12 protein-coding genes, 1 tRNA gene and 2 pseudogenes are annotated in these 15527 nt (G+C 54.0%); all 15 read left to right on the plus strand.

All coding sequences use genetic code 11. The features are described from left to right. Nucleotides 1-12 precede the first annotated feature (12 nt). Nucleotides 13-93, plus strand: coding sequence for an EF-Tu C-terminal domain-related protein (locus ACWVCN_RS12615; RefSeq protein WP_455245170.1), 81 nt, complete (start codon nt 13-15; stop codon nt 91-93). Nucleotides 94-133: 40 nt separating this feature from the next. Further along, a complete protein-coding gene (gene rpmG, locus ACWVCN_RS12620; RefSeq protein ID WP_455246161.1) occupies nt 134-283 on the plus strand; it encodes a 50S ribosomal protein L33 in 150 nt (49 codons plus the stop codon). 89 nt (nt 284-372) lie between these two features. Beyond that, a tRNA-Trp gene (locus tag ACWVCN_RS12625) sits at nt 373-447 on the plus strand. A 99-nt stretch (nt 448-546) separates the two neighbouring features. Further along, on the plus strand, nt 547-741 hold the full coding sequence (gene secE / locus ACWVCN_RS12630) for a preprotein translocase subunit SecE (protein WP_455246162.1): 195 nt from the start codon (nt 547-549) through the stop codon (nt 739-741). A 35-nt stretch (nt 742-776) separates the two neighbouring features. Next, complete coding sequence (gene nusG, locus ACWVCN_RS12635; RefSeq protein WP_455246163.1) at nt 777-1313, plus strand: transcription termination/antitermination protein NusG; 537 nt, start codon at nt 777-779, stop codon at nt 1311-1313. 81 nt (nt 1314-1394) lie between these two features. After that, a complete protein-coding gene (gene rplK, locus ACWVCN_RS12640; protein ID WP_455246164.1) occupies nt 1395-1820 on the plus strand; it encodes a 50S ribosomal protein L11 in 426 nt (141 codons plus the stop codon). 131 nt (nt 1821-1951) lie between these two features. Further along, nucleotides 1952-2644 carry a 50S ribosomal protein L1 gene (gene rplA, locus ACWVCN_RS12645; RefSeq protein WP_455246165.1) on the plus strand — a complete coding sequence of 231 codons (693 nt, stop codon included), beginning with the start codon at nt 1952-1954 and terminating at the stop codon, nt 2642-2644. A gap of 37 nt (nt 2645-2681) precedes the next feature. Continuing rightward, a pseudogene (gene rplJ, locus ACWVCN_RS12650) lies at nt 2682-3188 on the plus strand (50S ribosomal protein L10); the annotation flags it as partial. A 27-nt stretch (nt 3189-3215) separates the two neighbouring features. After that, a complete protein-coding gene (gene rplL, locus ACWVCN_RS12655) occupies nt 3216-3617 on the plus strand; it encodes a 50S ribosomal protein L7/L12 (protein ID WP_455246169.1) in 402 nt (133 codons plus the stop codon). Between the two features lie 80 nt (nt 3618-3697). Continuing rightward, nucleotides 3698-7630, plus strand: a pseudogene (gene rpoB, locus ACWVCN_RS12660) (DNA-directed RNA polymerase subunit beta); the annotation flags it as partial. Between the two features lie 128 nt (nt 7631-7758). After that, a complete protein-coding gene (gene rpoC / locus ACWVCN_RS12665; RefSeq protein WP_455246170.1) occupies nt 7759-11883 on the plus strand; it encodes a DNA-directed RNA polymerase subunit beta' in 4125 nt (1374 codons plus the stop codon). A gap of 120 nt (nt 11884-12003) precedes the next feature. Then, nucleotides 12004-12375: a 30S ribosomal protein S12 gene (gene rpsL, locus ACWVCN_RS12670; RefSeq protein WP_080886876.1), complete on the plus strand. Its 372-nt coding sequence runs from the start codon at nt 12004-12006 to the stop codon at nt 12373-12375. A 44-nt stretch (nt 12376-12419) separates the two neighbouring features. Beyond that, entirely contained in the window at nt 12420-12890 is a 471-nt protein-coding gene (rpsG, locus tag ACWVCN_RS12675; RefSeq protein ID WP_455242504.1) for a 30S ribosomal protein S7, read from the plus strand. A gap of 111 nt (nt 12891-13001) precedes the next feature. After that, nucleotides 13002-15083 (plus strand): elongation factor G, encoded by a 2082-nt coding sequence (gene fusA, locus ACWVCN_RS12680; protein WP_455246166.1) that lies wholly within the window; start codon nt 13002-13004, stop codon nt 15081-15083. A gap of 39 nt (nt 15084-15122) precedes the next feature. After that, on the plus strand, nt 15123-15527 hold a 405-nt coding region (locus ACWVCN_RS12685), incomplete at its 3' end, for a GTP-binding protein (RefSeq protein WP_455246168.1).

Consider the following 15527-nt stretch of genomic DNA (forward strand, 5'->3'; position numbering starts at 1 on the left):
AGCCCCATCGCGATGGATCAGGGGCTGCGGTTTGCGGTGCGCGAGGGCGGCAAGACTGTGGGCTCCGGCGTCGTCACCGAAATCTTGGCGTAACAAGCAGCGGGCTGTCCCTTGACGGCTGAGGAGTTACACGATGCGTGAAATCATTGATTTGGCATGCACGGCTTGCAAACAGCGGAACTATTCGACGATGAAGAACAAGAAGAACGATCCTGATCGTTTAGAGCGGAATAAATTCTGCAAGTTCTGCCGAAAGCACACTTCGCATAAAGAGGTGAAATAAAGGGATGGGCTTGAGGCGCGAGACAAAGGACTAGGAGGACCAGGAATCCGAAGAGTCCCTTGCCTAAGCCCCTCGCCTGCCGAATGCGCAGGGGCATGGTGTTAATGGCAGCACATCGGTCTCCAAAACCGAGAGTCTGGGTTCAAATCCTAGTGCCCCTGCCAACCAGAGCTTGCTCGCTTCGGAGGGCTGTTGTAATTGAGCCCAACGAGATAACGCCCCACGTTGTTTGAATTTGAGTTTTCTAAGGAGTACGCGTCGCGATGTTCAAGAGAATGATGAATACGGTGAAAGAATTTCTCACCGACGTACGGGCGGAGCTTAAGAAAGTGTCCTTCCCGACCCGAGCGGAGACGATTGGGTCGACCACTGTGGTCATTGTGTTCTGTGTCTTGATGTCGTTGTATCTTTCGGTGGTCGATTCGTTCTTGGTCTGGTTGGTCGGTAAGATATTGTAGCCACGGGGTATCACCCACTGATCAGAGGGTAGGGCATGGGAAAAAACTGGTACGTGATTCACACCTATGCGGGCTTTGAGGGCCGGGTTAAAACCAGCCTGATTGAGCGCGCAAATCAAATGAGTCTGGCGGAGAAGGTCGGGCAAGTTTTAGTGCCGACCGAGGATGTCATTGAGATCAAGGATGGGAAGCGTCGAACTTCACGTCGGAAGTTTTTCCCAGGCTATGTCCTTGTAGAGTTGGAAACCCCCGTCGGCGATGAAACGCTTCAGATGATCAAGGATACCCCGAAGGTGACAGGATTTGTTGGCGGAGGCGCGCAGCCTACGCCTCTGACTAATGAAGAGGTCGCGGAGTTGCTCAAACAAGTCGATGCAGGGAGCGCCGGACCACGCGAGCAGGTGAAGTTCATCAAAGGAGATAATGTCCGAATCGTCGACGGGCCGTTTCTCGGGTTTAACGGCGCGGTCGATGAAGTAGATCATGACCACAATCGCCTCAAGGTCATGGTCAGCATCTTCGGGCGGTCGACGCCAGTGGAGCTCGGATTTTTACAGGTGGAGAGGATTTAACCGGAAGAAAAAATGTACAGCATTCTTCTCTCGGCTACTGAAAGTCGATAGCAGAGGGCTGATAGCTCGATGGAGTAAAGCATGGCCAAGGAAGTATCAGCATTTATCAAATTACAGATTCCTGCTGGGAAGGCAAACCCCGCTCCTCCCGTCGGACCGTCATTGGGTCAACACGGCGTCAATATCATGGAGTTCTGTAAACAGTTCAATGCCAAGACCCAAAAGGAAGGGGATAGCATCATTCCCGTTGTCATAACCGTCTACAAGGATCGGAGCTTCACCTTTGTTATGAAGACGCCTCCGGCGTCAGATTTATTAAAGAAGGCCGCCGGTATTATCAAGGGATCAGGGGTCCCGCAGAAAGATAAGGTTGGAAAGATCACCAGGAAGCAGCTGACTGAGATTGCTCAGAAAAAAATGGCGGATTTGAATGCCGCTGATCTGGCTGGAGCCGAAAAAATTATCGAGGGGACGGCCCGCAGCATGGGTGTCGTTGTTCAGGGGTAGAGTTTCGTTGTTGGCGGGCGCATCGCCTGCTTGAGTGATGTGCAGCGCAAGTCGGCCTTTGAGGTTGGACTTATAGATGAGAATCGGGTTCCTAGGCGTAATAGGGTAGGGGGTAGGAGGGGTAAAGAATCATGGGAAAGAAAATGAAAGCCGCACAGGAGAAGGTTGAGCCTCGTCAGTATCCTCTTCGTGAGGCGGTGACGCTTGTCAAGGATACGGCCTTCGCTAAATTCGACGAATCCGTAGATCTGGCTATTCGATTAGGAGTTGATCCAAAGCGCTCAGACCAGATGGTACGTGGCACAACGTCGTTGCCCCACGGGACCGGCAAGAAGCTGCGCGTGCTCGTGTTTGCCAAGGGAGAAAAGGAGCAGGAAGCCCGTCAAGCCGGTGCCGATTTTGTTGGGTCTGATGATTTGATGGAAAAGATCAAGGGCGGCTGGATGGATTTCGACTGTGCCATTTCCACACCGGATTTAATGGCGTCGGTCGGTAAGCTCGGGAAACAGCTCGGTCCTCGCGGCCTCATGCCGAATCCGAAGACTGGGACGGTGACGTTCGAGGTGGGAAAAGCGGTATCGGAAATCAGAAAAGGCCGTGTGGAGTATAAGGTGGAGAAAGCCGGGATCGTGCAAGTACCAGTCGGTAAAGTGTCTTTTCAATCTGAGCAGCTCTACGACAACGCTTCGGCGGTATTGGAAGCTGTGATAAAAGCGAAACCCGCTTCCTGTAAAGGGCGCTACCTCAAGAGTGTCACGATTTCGAGCACCATGGGACCAGGGGTGCAATTGGATCCTATCGCACTCGCCAAGCAATGGAGTTAAGTGAATTCTCATCGGTGAGAAGGGGAAGGGTTCGAACATGAAAAAGGAAGAGAAAGCGACAGCAGTTGCGGAATTGGCGGAGAAATTCGGGCGTGCACGACTGGCGATTGTCACAGAATGTGTCGGGCTCCCAGTCAATCAGGTGAGTGAACTGCGCAAGCAGTTGCGCGGGGCCAAAGCCGAGTACAAGGTCGTCAAGAATACTCTGGCAATGAGAGCCACGGATGGCACAACGCTCGTCGGGTTGAAGATGCATCTCAAGGGACCGACAGGGATGGTCATCGGCTATGACGATCCGGTGTTGCCGACGAAAATTCTTCGGGATTTCATCTCAGCGGAAAAGCGTGAGGAGAAAATTCGAATCACGTTGGGCGTGTTGGAAGGGAAAGTGGTGCAGCCGGCCGAATTGGCGGCTGTGGCCATGCTTCCCAAGAAGGAAGTGTTGATTGCGATGTTGCTGTCGGCCATGCAGGGGCCGATTCGCGGCGTCGTTTACACGTTGAATGCAGTGTTGACCAAGTTTGTGCGAGTCATTGCGGCCATTCAGGATAAACGGAAAGGAGAAGGGGACATGCCAGCTACAGAGGGGAAACTGTCACAGGAAGAATTGATCAAGGCCATTGAGAGCATGAGTGTGCTCGATTTGGCTGAACTGGTGAAGGGGCTTGAGAATCGGTTCGGCGTCACCGCCGCTGCTCCCGTCGCTATCGCCGCTGCGCCTGCCGCTGGTGGAGCTGCGGCTGCTCCCGCAGAAGAAAAGACCTCGTTCGACGTCATTCTTGCCTCCGCTCCAGCGGATAAGAAGATTCAGATCATCAAGGTGGTCCGCGAGCTCACAAGCCTCGGCCTCAAAGAAGCCAAGGACCTCGTCGAAGGCGCGCCGAAGCCCGTCAAGGCCGGAGTTGCTAAGGAAGAAGCGGATAGCATGAAGAAGAAGCTTGAAGAGAGCGGTGCAAAAGTCGAGATCAAGTAAAGCTCGATCGGTCTAGCATCTGCGGGCACTCGTAACTTACGGGTGCCCGAGCCTAACTACTTTTAGTGGAGGACTGCGGAATGCCCGAAACGACTCTCCAAGAGTTCGTCGAGCGTAAGGATTTTTCTCGTATTCGAACCAGCATCGACATTCCGGACCTCATAGAGATCCAGAAACGTTCGTACGAGGAATTTCTTCAATTTGAAGTGGAACCGGAACGGCGGAAGGACCATGGGCTGCAAGCGGCCTTGGCCAGTGTATTTCCCATTCCAGACTACAACAACACGGCGATTTTGGAGTTCACAAGCTATACGCTAGGAACTCCAAAGTATGACGAGCGGGAATGTCTCGAGCAGGGAATGACGTTTGCCGTTCCACTCAAGCTGCGAGTACGGCTTGTGGTGTTCGACAAGGAAGACAAGGGCACGAAGAAGAAAGTGCTCGATGTACGCGAGCAGGAGGTTTATGTCGGCGAGTTGCCATTGATGACCGAACGGGGCACGTTCATCGTCAACGGGACGGAGCGGGTTGTTGTCAGCCAGTTACACCGGTCGCCGGGCGCGTCGTTTACACACGACAAGGGTCGGACTCATGCGAGCGGCAAGGTGTTGTATTCCGCGCGTATTATCCCCTATCGCGGGTCTTGGCTGGATTTTGAATTCGACGCGCGCGACATCCTCTACGTCCGTATCGATCGTCGGCGCAAAATGCCCGCAACGATCCTTCTGAAAGCGTTTGGGTTTTCAAGCGACGACCTGCTCAAGATGTATTACCCGGTTGAAGAAATTCGGTTGGTTAAGGGGCAGTTGATGCGTAAGCTTGATCCGGAAATCCATCAAGGAATGCGTTGCTCCACCGAGGTTCTTGAGAAGGGAAGCAAGGAGCCGCTTGTCCGAGAAGGAGCCAAGCTGACGAAGGGATTGATTGCGAAACTGAAGGCTGCAGGGGTCAAAGAGATCCCGCTTTCACCAGCCGAATTGGTCGGCCGTGCCGTGCTGAGTGAGCTGATCGACGCCAAGAAGAACAAGTTGGCTGAGAAAAATCAACGGCTCACGGCGGAGATCATCGAGAAAATCGTTGCGAGCGAGATAGAGGAATTCAAGATCATTTTCTTCGACGCCGCAACTTCGACGCCGGTCATTCTTGATACCCTGGAAATGGAGCGTACGGTTTCGAAGGAGGAAGCGATGGTGGAGATCTACCGTCGCCTTCGGCCGGGGGAAACGCCTTCGGTGGAAACTGCTCGAGCGCTGTTCGATAATCTTTTTCTCAACTCGAAACGGTACGATCTCTCTCCGGTTGGACGCTTGAAGCTAAACAAGAAGCTTGGGCTAGATCTGCCCTTGGAGCAGCGAACACTGACTGCGCAGGACATCGTCGAGGTCATCCGGTATCTCGTGAATTTGAAGGTAGGGAAGGGCGAGATCGACGACATTGACCACTTGGGGAATCGTCGCGTCCGTTCCGTTGGTGAATTGCTTGAAAATCAATTCCGTCTCGGGCTCGTGCGCATGGAGCGCAGCATCAAAGAGCGGATGAATCTGCTCGATATGGAAACGGTATTGCCGCATGACTTGATCAATGCCAAGCCGGTTGTCGCTGCCGTGAAAGAATTTTTCAGCAGCAGCCAGCTGTCTCAATTCATGGATCAGACGAATCCATTGGCAGAAATCACTCACAAGCGGCGACTCTCAGCTCTCGGGCCGGGTGGTTTGACCAGGGAGCGGGCCGGGTTCGAAGTGCGAGACGTTCATCCGTCTCACTACAGCCGCATCTGTCCGATCGAAACGCCGGAAGGTCCGAATATCGGCTTGATCACGTCACTGGCGACCTATGCCCGTATTAATCAGTTCGGATTTATCGAGGCACCGTATCGAAAGGTCGAAAAGGGGCGCGTGACCGACCAGATCGAATTCCTGTCGGCGATTGAAGGCGACAAGTATTTGATTGCTCAGGCGAATTCAAAAGTTGATGGGTCAGGGCGGTTGGTATCGGAGACGGTGTCGGCGAGATCCGGCGGTGATTTCGTTATAACCACACCCGATAAAGTGGAGTACATGGACGTATCGCCGAAACAGGTCGTAAGCGTGGCAACAGCCCTCGTGCCGTTCCTGGAGCATGACGACGCAAACCGTGCTTTGATGGGTTCAAACATGCAGCGTCAAGCTGTGCCCTTGCTGAAGGCGGAAGCGCCGCTGGTCGGCACGGGGATGGAAGCGGTGGTTGCACGGGATTCCGGCTACGTCGTGCAAGCAAGACGAGCTGGTGTTGTTGAAAGTGTCGATGCCACGAGAATTGTCGTGCGTGCGTACTCGAAGGAGGGGCGAAAACGGAACGATTCAGGGCTTGATGCCTATGAGATGATCAAGTTTCAACGATCCAACCAGAACACATGCATCACTCAAACTCCGGTCGTGCGAATTGGGCAGCCGGTGAAGAAGGGCCAAGTTTTGGCTGACGGTCCTGCAATCGATCAGGGCGAGTTGGCGTTGGGGAAGAATGTGCTCGTCGCCTTCATGCCGTGGGGCGGTTACAATTTCGAAGATGCCATTCTCTTGAGCGAGAAACTCGTTCGTGAGGATGCGTTCACCTCGATTCACATCGAAGAGTTCGAAGTCGAAGCCCGCGATACAAAACTCGGGAAAGAAGACATCACTCGCGACATTCCCAATGTCGGTGAAGAGGCGCTTCGAAATCTGGATGAGAGCGGAATCATCCGGATCGGAGCTGAGGTCAAGCCGGGGGATATTCTTGTTGGGAAAGTTACTCCCAAGGGTGAGACTCAGCTAACGCCGGAAGAAAAGCTTCTGCGCGCCATCTTTGGCGAAAAGGCCGGCGATGTGAAGGATACGTCACTGACGGTTCCGCCCGGTGTCGAAGGCATTGTTGTCGACGTGAAGATTTTTTCCCGGAAGGGATTAGACAAGGATGAACGGTCGAAGAGTATTGAGAGTGAAGATCAGATGAAGCTCCAGCGTGACCACCACGAAGAGCTACGCATTATCGATGAAGAGAAGAACAAGAAGGTCAGGAAGCTTCTTCTTGGAAAGGTCGTTGGGCGTGATCTGATGGATCCTGAGAGCGGTGACGTCATTCTCAAAAAGAAGGGCAAGTTGACCGCGGAGATTCTCAAGCGCTTGCCGGACGACACCGTGCGCTACATCATCCTCAGTGATCCCGACGAGCAGAAAGAGCTCGATGATCTTGAGCGTCGGGCCAAAGAGCAGATCGAAATCCTGCAGACGCTATACGACGAAAAGGTCGGGCGCTTGAAACGAGGCGATGAATTGCCGCCCGGGGTTATCAAGCTCGTTAAAGTCTATATCTCGATGAAGAGAAAGATCCAAGTCGGCGACAAGATGGCCGGTCGACATGGCAACAAGGGAGTTGTGTCACGCGTGATGCCGGAAGAGGACATGCCGTATCTTCCGGATGGCACGCCGGTCGAGATCGTGTTGAACCCGCTCGGCGTACCATCGCGTATGAACGTTGGACAGATCTTGGAGACGCATCTTGGCTGGGCTGCGAAGGCCCTGGGCATCAAGGTCGCAAGTCCGGTGTTTGACGGCGCAGCTGAAAAGGAAATTAAGGACTTGCTGAAAAAGGCAAAGCTGCCGCCCAGCGGGCAATCGGTTCTTATGGATGGACGGACCGGTGAGGCGTTCGGCAGTCCTGTCACTGTGGGCTACATGTACGTATTGAAGCTACACCATTTAGTCGACGACAAAATTCACGCGCGCTCGATCGGTCCGTATTCACTCGTTACACAGCAGCCTTTGGGCGGTAAAGCTCAGTTTGGCGGTCAGCGGTTGGGAGAAATGGAAGTCTGGGCATTGCAGGCTTATGGAGCCGCGTCGACTCTTCAGGAATTCCTGACGGTCAAGTCTGACGACGTGCCTGGACGCTCACGCATGTATGAAGCGGTTGTCAAAGGCGAACCTTTCCTGGAGCCGGGGTTGCCCGAGTCGTTTAACGTCTTGGTCAAAGAACTCCAAAGCCTGGGGCTCGACGTCGAGTTGGTCAAGACGCAAGACTAACCACTTGAGTGCCGGCTTCTAAGTCGGCATCGTAGGAGGTCACTACCTTGGAAGGCGTATACACATTGTTTGAAAAGCCGCGGGATTCGGTGTCTTTCGATTCGATGCGGATTCGCATCGCGTCACCGGAGAAGATCCGTTCCTGGTCTTACGGCGAAGTGAAAAAGCCGGAGACGATCAATTACCGGTCGTTCAAGCCGGAAAAGGACGGGCTGTTCTGTGCGAAAATTTTCGGCCCCATTAAGGATTGGGAGTGCAATTGCGGAAAGTACAAGCGCATGAAGCACCGGGGCATCGTCTGTGACAAGTGTGGTGTTGAGGTCATTCAGTCGAAAGTCCGCCGTGAGCGGATGGGCCATATCGAATTGGCTGCACCGGTCGCCCACATCTGGTTCTTGAAAGGTGTGCCGAGCCGCATCGGCACGCTCCTCGACATGAGTTTGAAGCAGTTGGAAAAGGTCCTCTACTTTGAGAGCTACGTCTGCATCGATGCCGGCTCGACCGATCTGACGGAAAAGGAGCTTGTGACGGAAGAAAAACTCCGTCAACTGCAGTCAGAGTATGCACCGAACTCTTACAAGGTGGGAATCGGAGCCGATGCAATCCGGGAACTGCTCCGTAAAATCGACATTAACGGGAAGTGGGATGAGATAAAGGCCAAATCCAAGACCTCCACTTCAGCTGCGCTGAAGAAGAAGTACGCAAAGCAGTTGAAGGTGATCGAGGCCTTCAGAAAATCAGGCAATATGCCGGAATGGATGATTATGGACGTCATTCCGGTGTTGCCGCCGGAACTTCGCCCGCTCGTCCCTCTGGACGGAGGCCGGTTCGCGACCTCGGACTTGAACGATCTGTATCGCCGTGTGATCAATCGGAATAATCGTTTGAAGCGTCTGATGGAATTGAAAGCTCCTGGCGTCATCATTCGAAACGAAATGCGGATGCTGCAGGAAGCTGTGGACGCGCTCTTCGACAACGGGCGACGCGGGCGCGCGATTCGTGGTCCCAACAAGCGGCCGCTCAAGTCGTTGAGCGACATGCTGAAAGGGAAGCAAGGACGGTTCCGTCAAAACCTGCTCGGCAAGCGTGTGGACTATTCTGGTCGTACAGTGATCGTCGTCGGTCCTGAATTGCGTCTACACCAGTGCGGGTTGCCAAAGAAAATGGCGCTGGAACTGTTCAAGCCGTTCATCTTCCATAAACTCGAAGAGCGAGGAGCGGCAACTACGATTAAGAGTGCCAAGCGATTGGTGGAGAAGGAACGCCCTGAGGTGTGGGATGTGCTTGATGAAGTCATTCGTGAGCATCCTGTGCTGCTGAACCGTGCTCCTACGCTGCATCGATTGGGTATTCAGGCTTTCGATCCGGTTCTGGTTGAAGGCAAGGCGATCCGATTGCATCCCCTAGTCTGCGCGGCCTTCAACGCCGATTTCGACGGCGACCAGATGGCGGTTCACGTGCCTCTTTCGGTCGAAGCGCAGATTGAAGCGCGTGTGTTGATGATGTCGATCAATAACATTCTCTCTCCCGCCAATGGGAAGCCGATTGCTGTTCCGTCGCAGGACATGGTGCTTGGATGTTACTGGTTGACCAAGGAACGAGTCGGGGCGAAGGGAGAAGGCAAGGTATTTGGCTCTCCTGAAGAGGTTCGTATTGCGCTCGATGCGCGAGAAGTCGAAGAGCATGCGAGGGTCAAGGTTCGGATCGAAGGCGGTCTCGTCCAGACGACGGTGGGACGTGTCATTCTGTCGGAAGTGCTTCCGCCCGGAATGCCGTTCTCGTTTGCCAATAAGTTGATGACGAAGAAAGAAGTTACGAAGCTGATCGATGCTGTCTATCGTCAGTCCGGCCATCGGGAGACGGTCACGTTCTTGGATAAAATCAAAGACACGGGCTTTCAGTACGCGACCCGTGCAGGCGTGTCGATCTGCATCGACAACATGCATATACCGACCAAGAAAGAAGAGTTCATCGGAAAAGCACAGCGTGAAGTGAATGAGATTGAACGGCAGTATGCCGAGGGTCTCATTACCAACGGTGAGCGATACAATAAGGTCATCGATATTTGGGCCCATGTAACCGAACAGGTTGCTGGCGAAATGATGAAAGAATTGGGTGCAGCAGGAGATCCCAGCAAGGACGAAGCCTTTAACCCGATCTTCATGATGGCCGACTCAGGGGCCCGAGGCAGTTCCCAACAGATTCGGCAGCTTGGCGGTATGCGCGGCTTGATGGCTAAGCCGTCGGGCGAAATTATCGAAACTCCGATTACCGCGAATTTCCGTGAAGGGCTGACCGTGCTGCAGTACTTCATTTCAACGCACGGTGCTCGTAAGGGTCTCGCCGACACCGCGTTGAAGACCGCAAATTCGGGTTATCTGACAAGGCGATTGGTTGATATCGCTCAGGACGTCATCATCAGTGAAATTGATTGTGGAACGACCGATGGGATATTTGTGAGCGCCCTTGTGGAGGGTGGTGAGATCATCCAGCCGATCGAAGAGCGCATCCTTGGGCGGTTAGCAGCCGACGACATTCGGGATCCCGTAACGGGAGAGGTTATCGTCTCGCAAAACGAGGAAGTCACAGAGGAACGGGCCAAGGACATCGTCGAGGCTGCGGTCGATCGGGTCAAGATCCGCTCCGTCCTGACTTGTCAATCGCGCCGCGGGGTCTGTCAAGCCTGTTACGGTCGAGATCTCGCGCGAGGTCGTTTGGTCGAGAAGGGTGAGCCAGTCGGTGTCATTGCGGCTCAGTCCATCGGAGAACCTGGGACGCAGCTGACCATGAGAACGTTTCATATCGGCGGTACGGCGAGCAAGGTTGTTGAACAAACCGTCCTCGAAGCCAAGCACGCCGGGCGGATGAAGTTCATGAGCTTCGACGCCAAGAAGAACGCAGACGTTCACAACGAGGGCATTGCGGTACGGAATAAAGAAGGGGAGTGGGTTGTGATGAACCGCAACGCCAAGATTGCGATTGTGGATGAAAGCGGTCGTGAGCGCGAGAAGTATCCGGTCGTCTACGGTGCAAAAATTAAGATAAAAGACGGCGATCGTGTGGAGTTGGCGCAGAAGCTGGTTGAATGGGATCCGTATTCATTGACGATTCTGACAGAGGTGGGTGGAAAAGTAGCGTACGGCGATATCGTCGAAGGTCTGACAATGAAGGAAGAATTCGACGAGGTGACGGGCCTTTCGCGCAAGGTCATCATCGAGCATTCGGGGGCAACGTTGCGCCCTCGTGTGTCGATCAAAGACGAAAGCGGAAAAACCGCCAAGGTTTCCGGGGGTATCAACACAGTTGCCCGCTATCTGTTGCCGGTCGGCGCTCACATTTTCGTCGAAAAAGGAGCCATCGTTCATCCGGGCGATGTTCTAGCAAAGATTCCTCGCGAAACCACGAAAACTAAAGATATTACCGGTGGTTTGCCACGCGTAGCCGAACTATTTGAGGCAAGAAAGCCCAAGGAGCAGGCCGTTATCAGCGAGATCGACGGCGAGGTATCATACGGTGGATTTGTAAAGGGACAGCGAAAAGTTCTTGTCGACAACAAGCTTGGCGATGTGAAGGAGTACTTTATTCCGAAGGGTAAACACGTCAATGTGCACGAAGGAGATTGGGTGCGGGCTGGAGAACCATTAATGGATGGTTCTGCGAATCCGCACGACATTCTCGATGTTCTTGGACCGAATGAGTTGCAGAAATACTTGGTGGACGAAGTGCAAGATGTCTATCGTCTGCAGGGTGTCTCGATCAACGATAAGCATATCGAGATCATCGTGCGTCAGATGTTGAGGAAAGTCCGTATCGAGGATCCCGGTGACACGGAATTTCTGCCTGGCAGCCAAGTTAGCAAGATGCTGTTCGAGGAGGAGAACGATCGCGTATTAAAGAAAGATGGAAAGCCTGCGCTGGGCAAGCCCGTTCTCTTGGGTATCACGAAGGCGGCGCTTACCACGGATAGCTTCATCTCGGCCGCATCGTTCCAGGAAACGACGAGGGTGTTAACGGAGGCGGCCATCAATGGGCGCGAGGATAACTTGCTGGGGCTCAAAGAAAACGTGATCGTCGGTCGGCTGATTCCGGCAGGAACCGGTTTCGAGGAATATAGAGACACGTTTGTCATCAGCCCGAAGCCTGAGACGGTCGTTGTGGGTCAGATGGAGGGCGCTCCGTTGCCTAGCGAGGGAGCTGCCGTGCTGCCGGGTGATGGTGGAGGTGGATAAACATTGACGCTTTGAGCCTCCCTTGACAGGGGTTCATTCCATCATTATAATCCGCGGGCTTTGCCCATGAATGGGCGGAAGCGGGGATTAAACTGTTCCAACGACGAGAGAATACGACCAATGCCTACGATCAATCAGCTGGTAAGAAAAGGCCGTCAGTTGGCCCACGCCAAGACTAAGAGTCCTGCGTTAAAGTCCTGTCCGCAGAAGCGAGGTGTGTGCCTACGTGTCTATACGTCTACGCCGAAAAAACCGAATTCCGCTCTTCGAAAAGTTGCACGCGTTAGATTGACCAATGGTATGGAAGTGACGACCTACATACCCGGCGTTGGGCACAATTTACAGGAGCACTCGATCGTTCTTGTTCGCGGAGGCCGCGTCAAGGATTTGCCCGGTGTTCGTTATCACATTGTACGTGGCGCCCTCGATGCAGTCGGTGTTGCGGACCGGAAGCAGGGCCGTTCGAAGTACGGGGCAAAGCGGCCGAAGTAATTTCAATCGCTAAAGCTAATCGCACGACCAGAGAGTAAAAGACAATGCCACGTAGCAGATTTCTTGGACAGCGAGAGCCACTTCCTGACGTACGATATCGAGACAAGGTAGTCGGGAAGTTTCTAAATATTCTGATGGAAGGCGGAAAGAAGAGTACCGCGGAGCGTATTTGTTACGGAGCCTTCGACGTAATTCAGGATAAGACGGGCGGTGACCCGCTGAAGGTTTTTCGTGCGGCAATCGATAACGTGAAGCCAATCGTCGAGGTTAAGTCACGCCGAGTCGGGGGGGCCTCGTATCAAGTGCCGGTCGAAATCCGCCCGGCGCGTCGCATGTCATTGGCGCTTCGTTGGTTGTCTGAGTATGCAAGGACGCGCGGCGGCAAAAGCATGCGCGAGAAACTCGCCGCTGAGTTGCTCGATGCGTCGAATAACACAGGGGCCGCGGTGAAGAAACGGGAAGACGTGCATCGAATGGCGGAGGCGAACAAGGCCTTCGCACACTATCGCTGGTAACGTCGTTCTGTGCTGCAGTTGGGCCGTGCTGCGATCCGCAGACGCGGGGTGCCCCTGAATCGCAGCTTTTATCGGCTCAGTCTGCAGCACGTGTATTTTTAGGGGTTGAAAGTGGCAAGACAGGTATCATTAGAACGCACTCGTAATATCGGCATCATGGCGCACATTGATGCCGGGAAAACCACGACCACGGAGCGCATTCTTTACTACACTGGATTGACCCATAAGCTGGGTGAAGTCCATGAGGGTGCAGCAACGATGGATTGGATGGAGCAGGAGCGTGAACGCGGTATTACGATCACTGCCGCCGCAACGACCTGCTTCTGGAAGGATCACCGGATTAACATTATCGACACGCCTGGCCACGTTGATTTTACGATCGAGGTGGAGCGCTCCCTCCGAGTCCTCGACGGGGCCGTAGCCGTATTCGATTCCGTTCAGGGTGTGGAGCCTCAATCTGAAACTGTCTGGCGGCAGGCGGATAAGTACAAGGTCCCGCGCATTGCGTTTATGAACAAGATGGATCGGATCGGAGCGGACTTCTATTTCAGTGTGCAGACGATTATCGATCGATTGGGAGCCAATCCGATTCCCATTCAAATCCCAATCGGAAAGGAGTCCGAGTACCGCGGGTCCATCGATCTGATCACGATGAAAGCCTATGTTTACGATGACGAGACTCTCGGCGCGAAATACAAGGTCGAAGAGATCCCAGCCGATTTGATAGAAAAGGCCAAAGAGTATCGGGAAAAGATGATCGATGCGGTCGCGGAGTTCGACGATCAGGTCATGGAAAAGTATCTGAACGGGCAGAGCCTGACGGAGGAAGAGGTTAAGCGGGTCGTCAGGGCCGGTGCGCTTGCCATGAAAGTCACGCCGGTTCTCTGCGGATCGGCTTTTAAGAATAAGGGTGTGCAGCAGTTGCTGGACGGTGTTGTCGATTTTCTGCCCTCTCCTGTCGATGTCCCGCCCGTAAAGGGTATCGATCCGAATACTGAAAAAGAAGTCGAGAGGAAGTCTTCAGACAGTGAACCATTTGCCGCATTGGCCTTTAAGATTATGTCCGATCCCTTTGCCGGTCAGCTGACCTATTTCCGGGTGTACTCAGGAATGCTCAAGACCGGTACGCCGGTCTTGAATGTGACGAAGGGAACCAAGGATCGCATCGGTCGACTCTTGAAGATGCATGCCAACAAACGCGAAGAAATCGACACAGCCTATGCCGGCGACATCGTAGCGGCCGTCGGTCTGAAAGGTGCGACGACCGGCGACACGCTTGCTGATGAAAAGCAGCCGGTCTTGCTGGAAGTCATGAAGTTCCCAGAGCCTGTTATTGCCATGGCAATTGAGCCAAAGACGAAGCAGGACCAGGAAAAGATGGGTTTCGCGCTTCAGAAGCTTGCCCAAGAGGATCCATCGTTTCGAGTCCGTACAGATGAAGAGACGTTGCAAACCATCATCGCCGGGATGGGGGAATTGCATCTTGAAATCATTGTCGACAGGCTCTTGCGCGAATTCAAGGTTGAGGCAAATGTCGGCAAGCCGGAAGTGGCATTTAGGGAAACGATCAGACGGAAGGCCGAAGCCGAATCCAAGTATATCAAGCAGACCGGGGGGCGCGGTCAATACGGCCACGTGGTGTTGACGGTGGAGCCGTCGGAGCCTGGGAAAGGATTGGAATTCGTCAATAAGATTGTCGGCGGCGCCATTCCGAAGGAATACATTCCTGCAATCGAAAAAGGCGTGAAGGAGCGAATGGAAAACGGTGTTATCGCTGGATATCCATTGCGAGACATTCGCGTGACTGTGATCGACGGCTCGTATCATGAAGTGGACTCTAATGAAATGGCCTTCAAGATCGCTGGATCGATGGGGTTCTCTGATGCCTGTAAGAAAGCCGATGCAGTTTTGCTGGAACCGATCATGAAAGTCGAAGTCTTGGTCCCGCAGGAGTTCATGGGCGATGTGATCGGCAATCTTAATGGTCGTCGGGGTAAGGTGCAGGGTATGAAAGTGCGCGCCGGTGCCCAGGCTATCGAAGCATCCGTTCCCTTGATGGAAATGTTCGGCTACGCCACAGACTTGCGTTCTCGGACGCAGGGGCGAGCCACCTACAGTATGGAATTCGATCGGTACGATCAGGTCCCGAAGCAGATTTCAGAGGCCATCATCGCCAAGTATCGCGGCGAATAATTGTGAACCACTGAGAGACTTGGAGTAGGAGGAGTCGGTATGGCGAAGGCGAAATTTGAGCGGAAGAAGCCGCATGTGAACATCGGGACGATCGGGCACGTGGACCATGGGAAGACGACGTTGACGGCGGCGTTGACGAAGATCTGCGCGGATCGGGGGATGGCGAAGTTCGTCAGCTATGACGAAGTGGCCAAGGCGAGCGAGAGCCAGGGGCGCCGGGATGCGACGAAGATTATGACGATCGCGATCAGCCATGTGGAGTACGAGACCGACAAGCGGCACTACGCGCACGTGGATTGTCCTGGCCACGCCGACTACGTGAAGAACATGATCACCGGGGCGGCGCAAATGGACGGGGCGATCCTGGTGGTGAGCGCGGCCGATGGGCCCATGCCGCAGACACGGGAGCATATTCTGTTGGCGCGGCAGGTGGGGGTGCCGTAC

It is taken from the genome of Petrachloros mirabilis, from assembly GCF_975968855.1.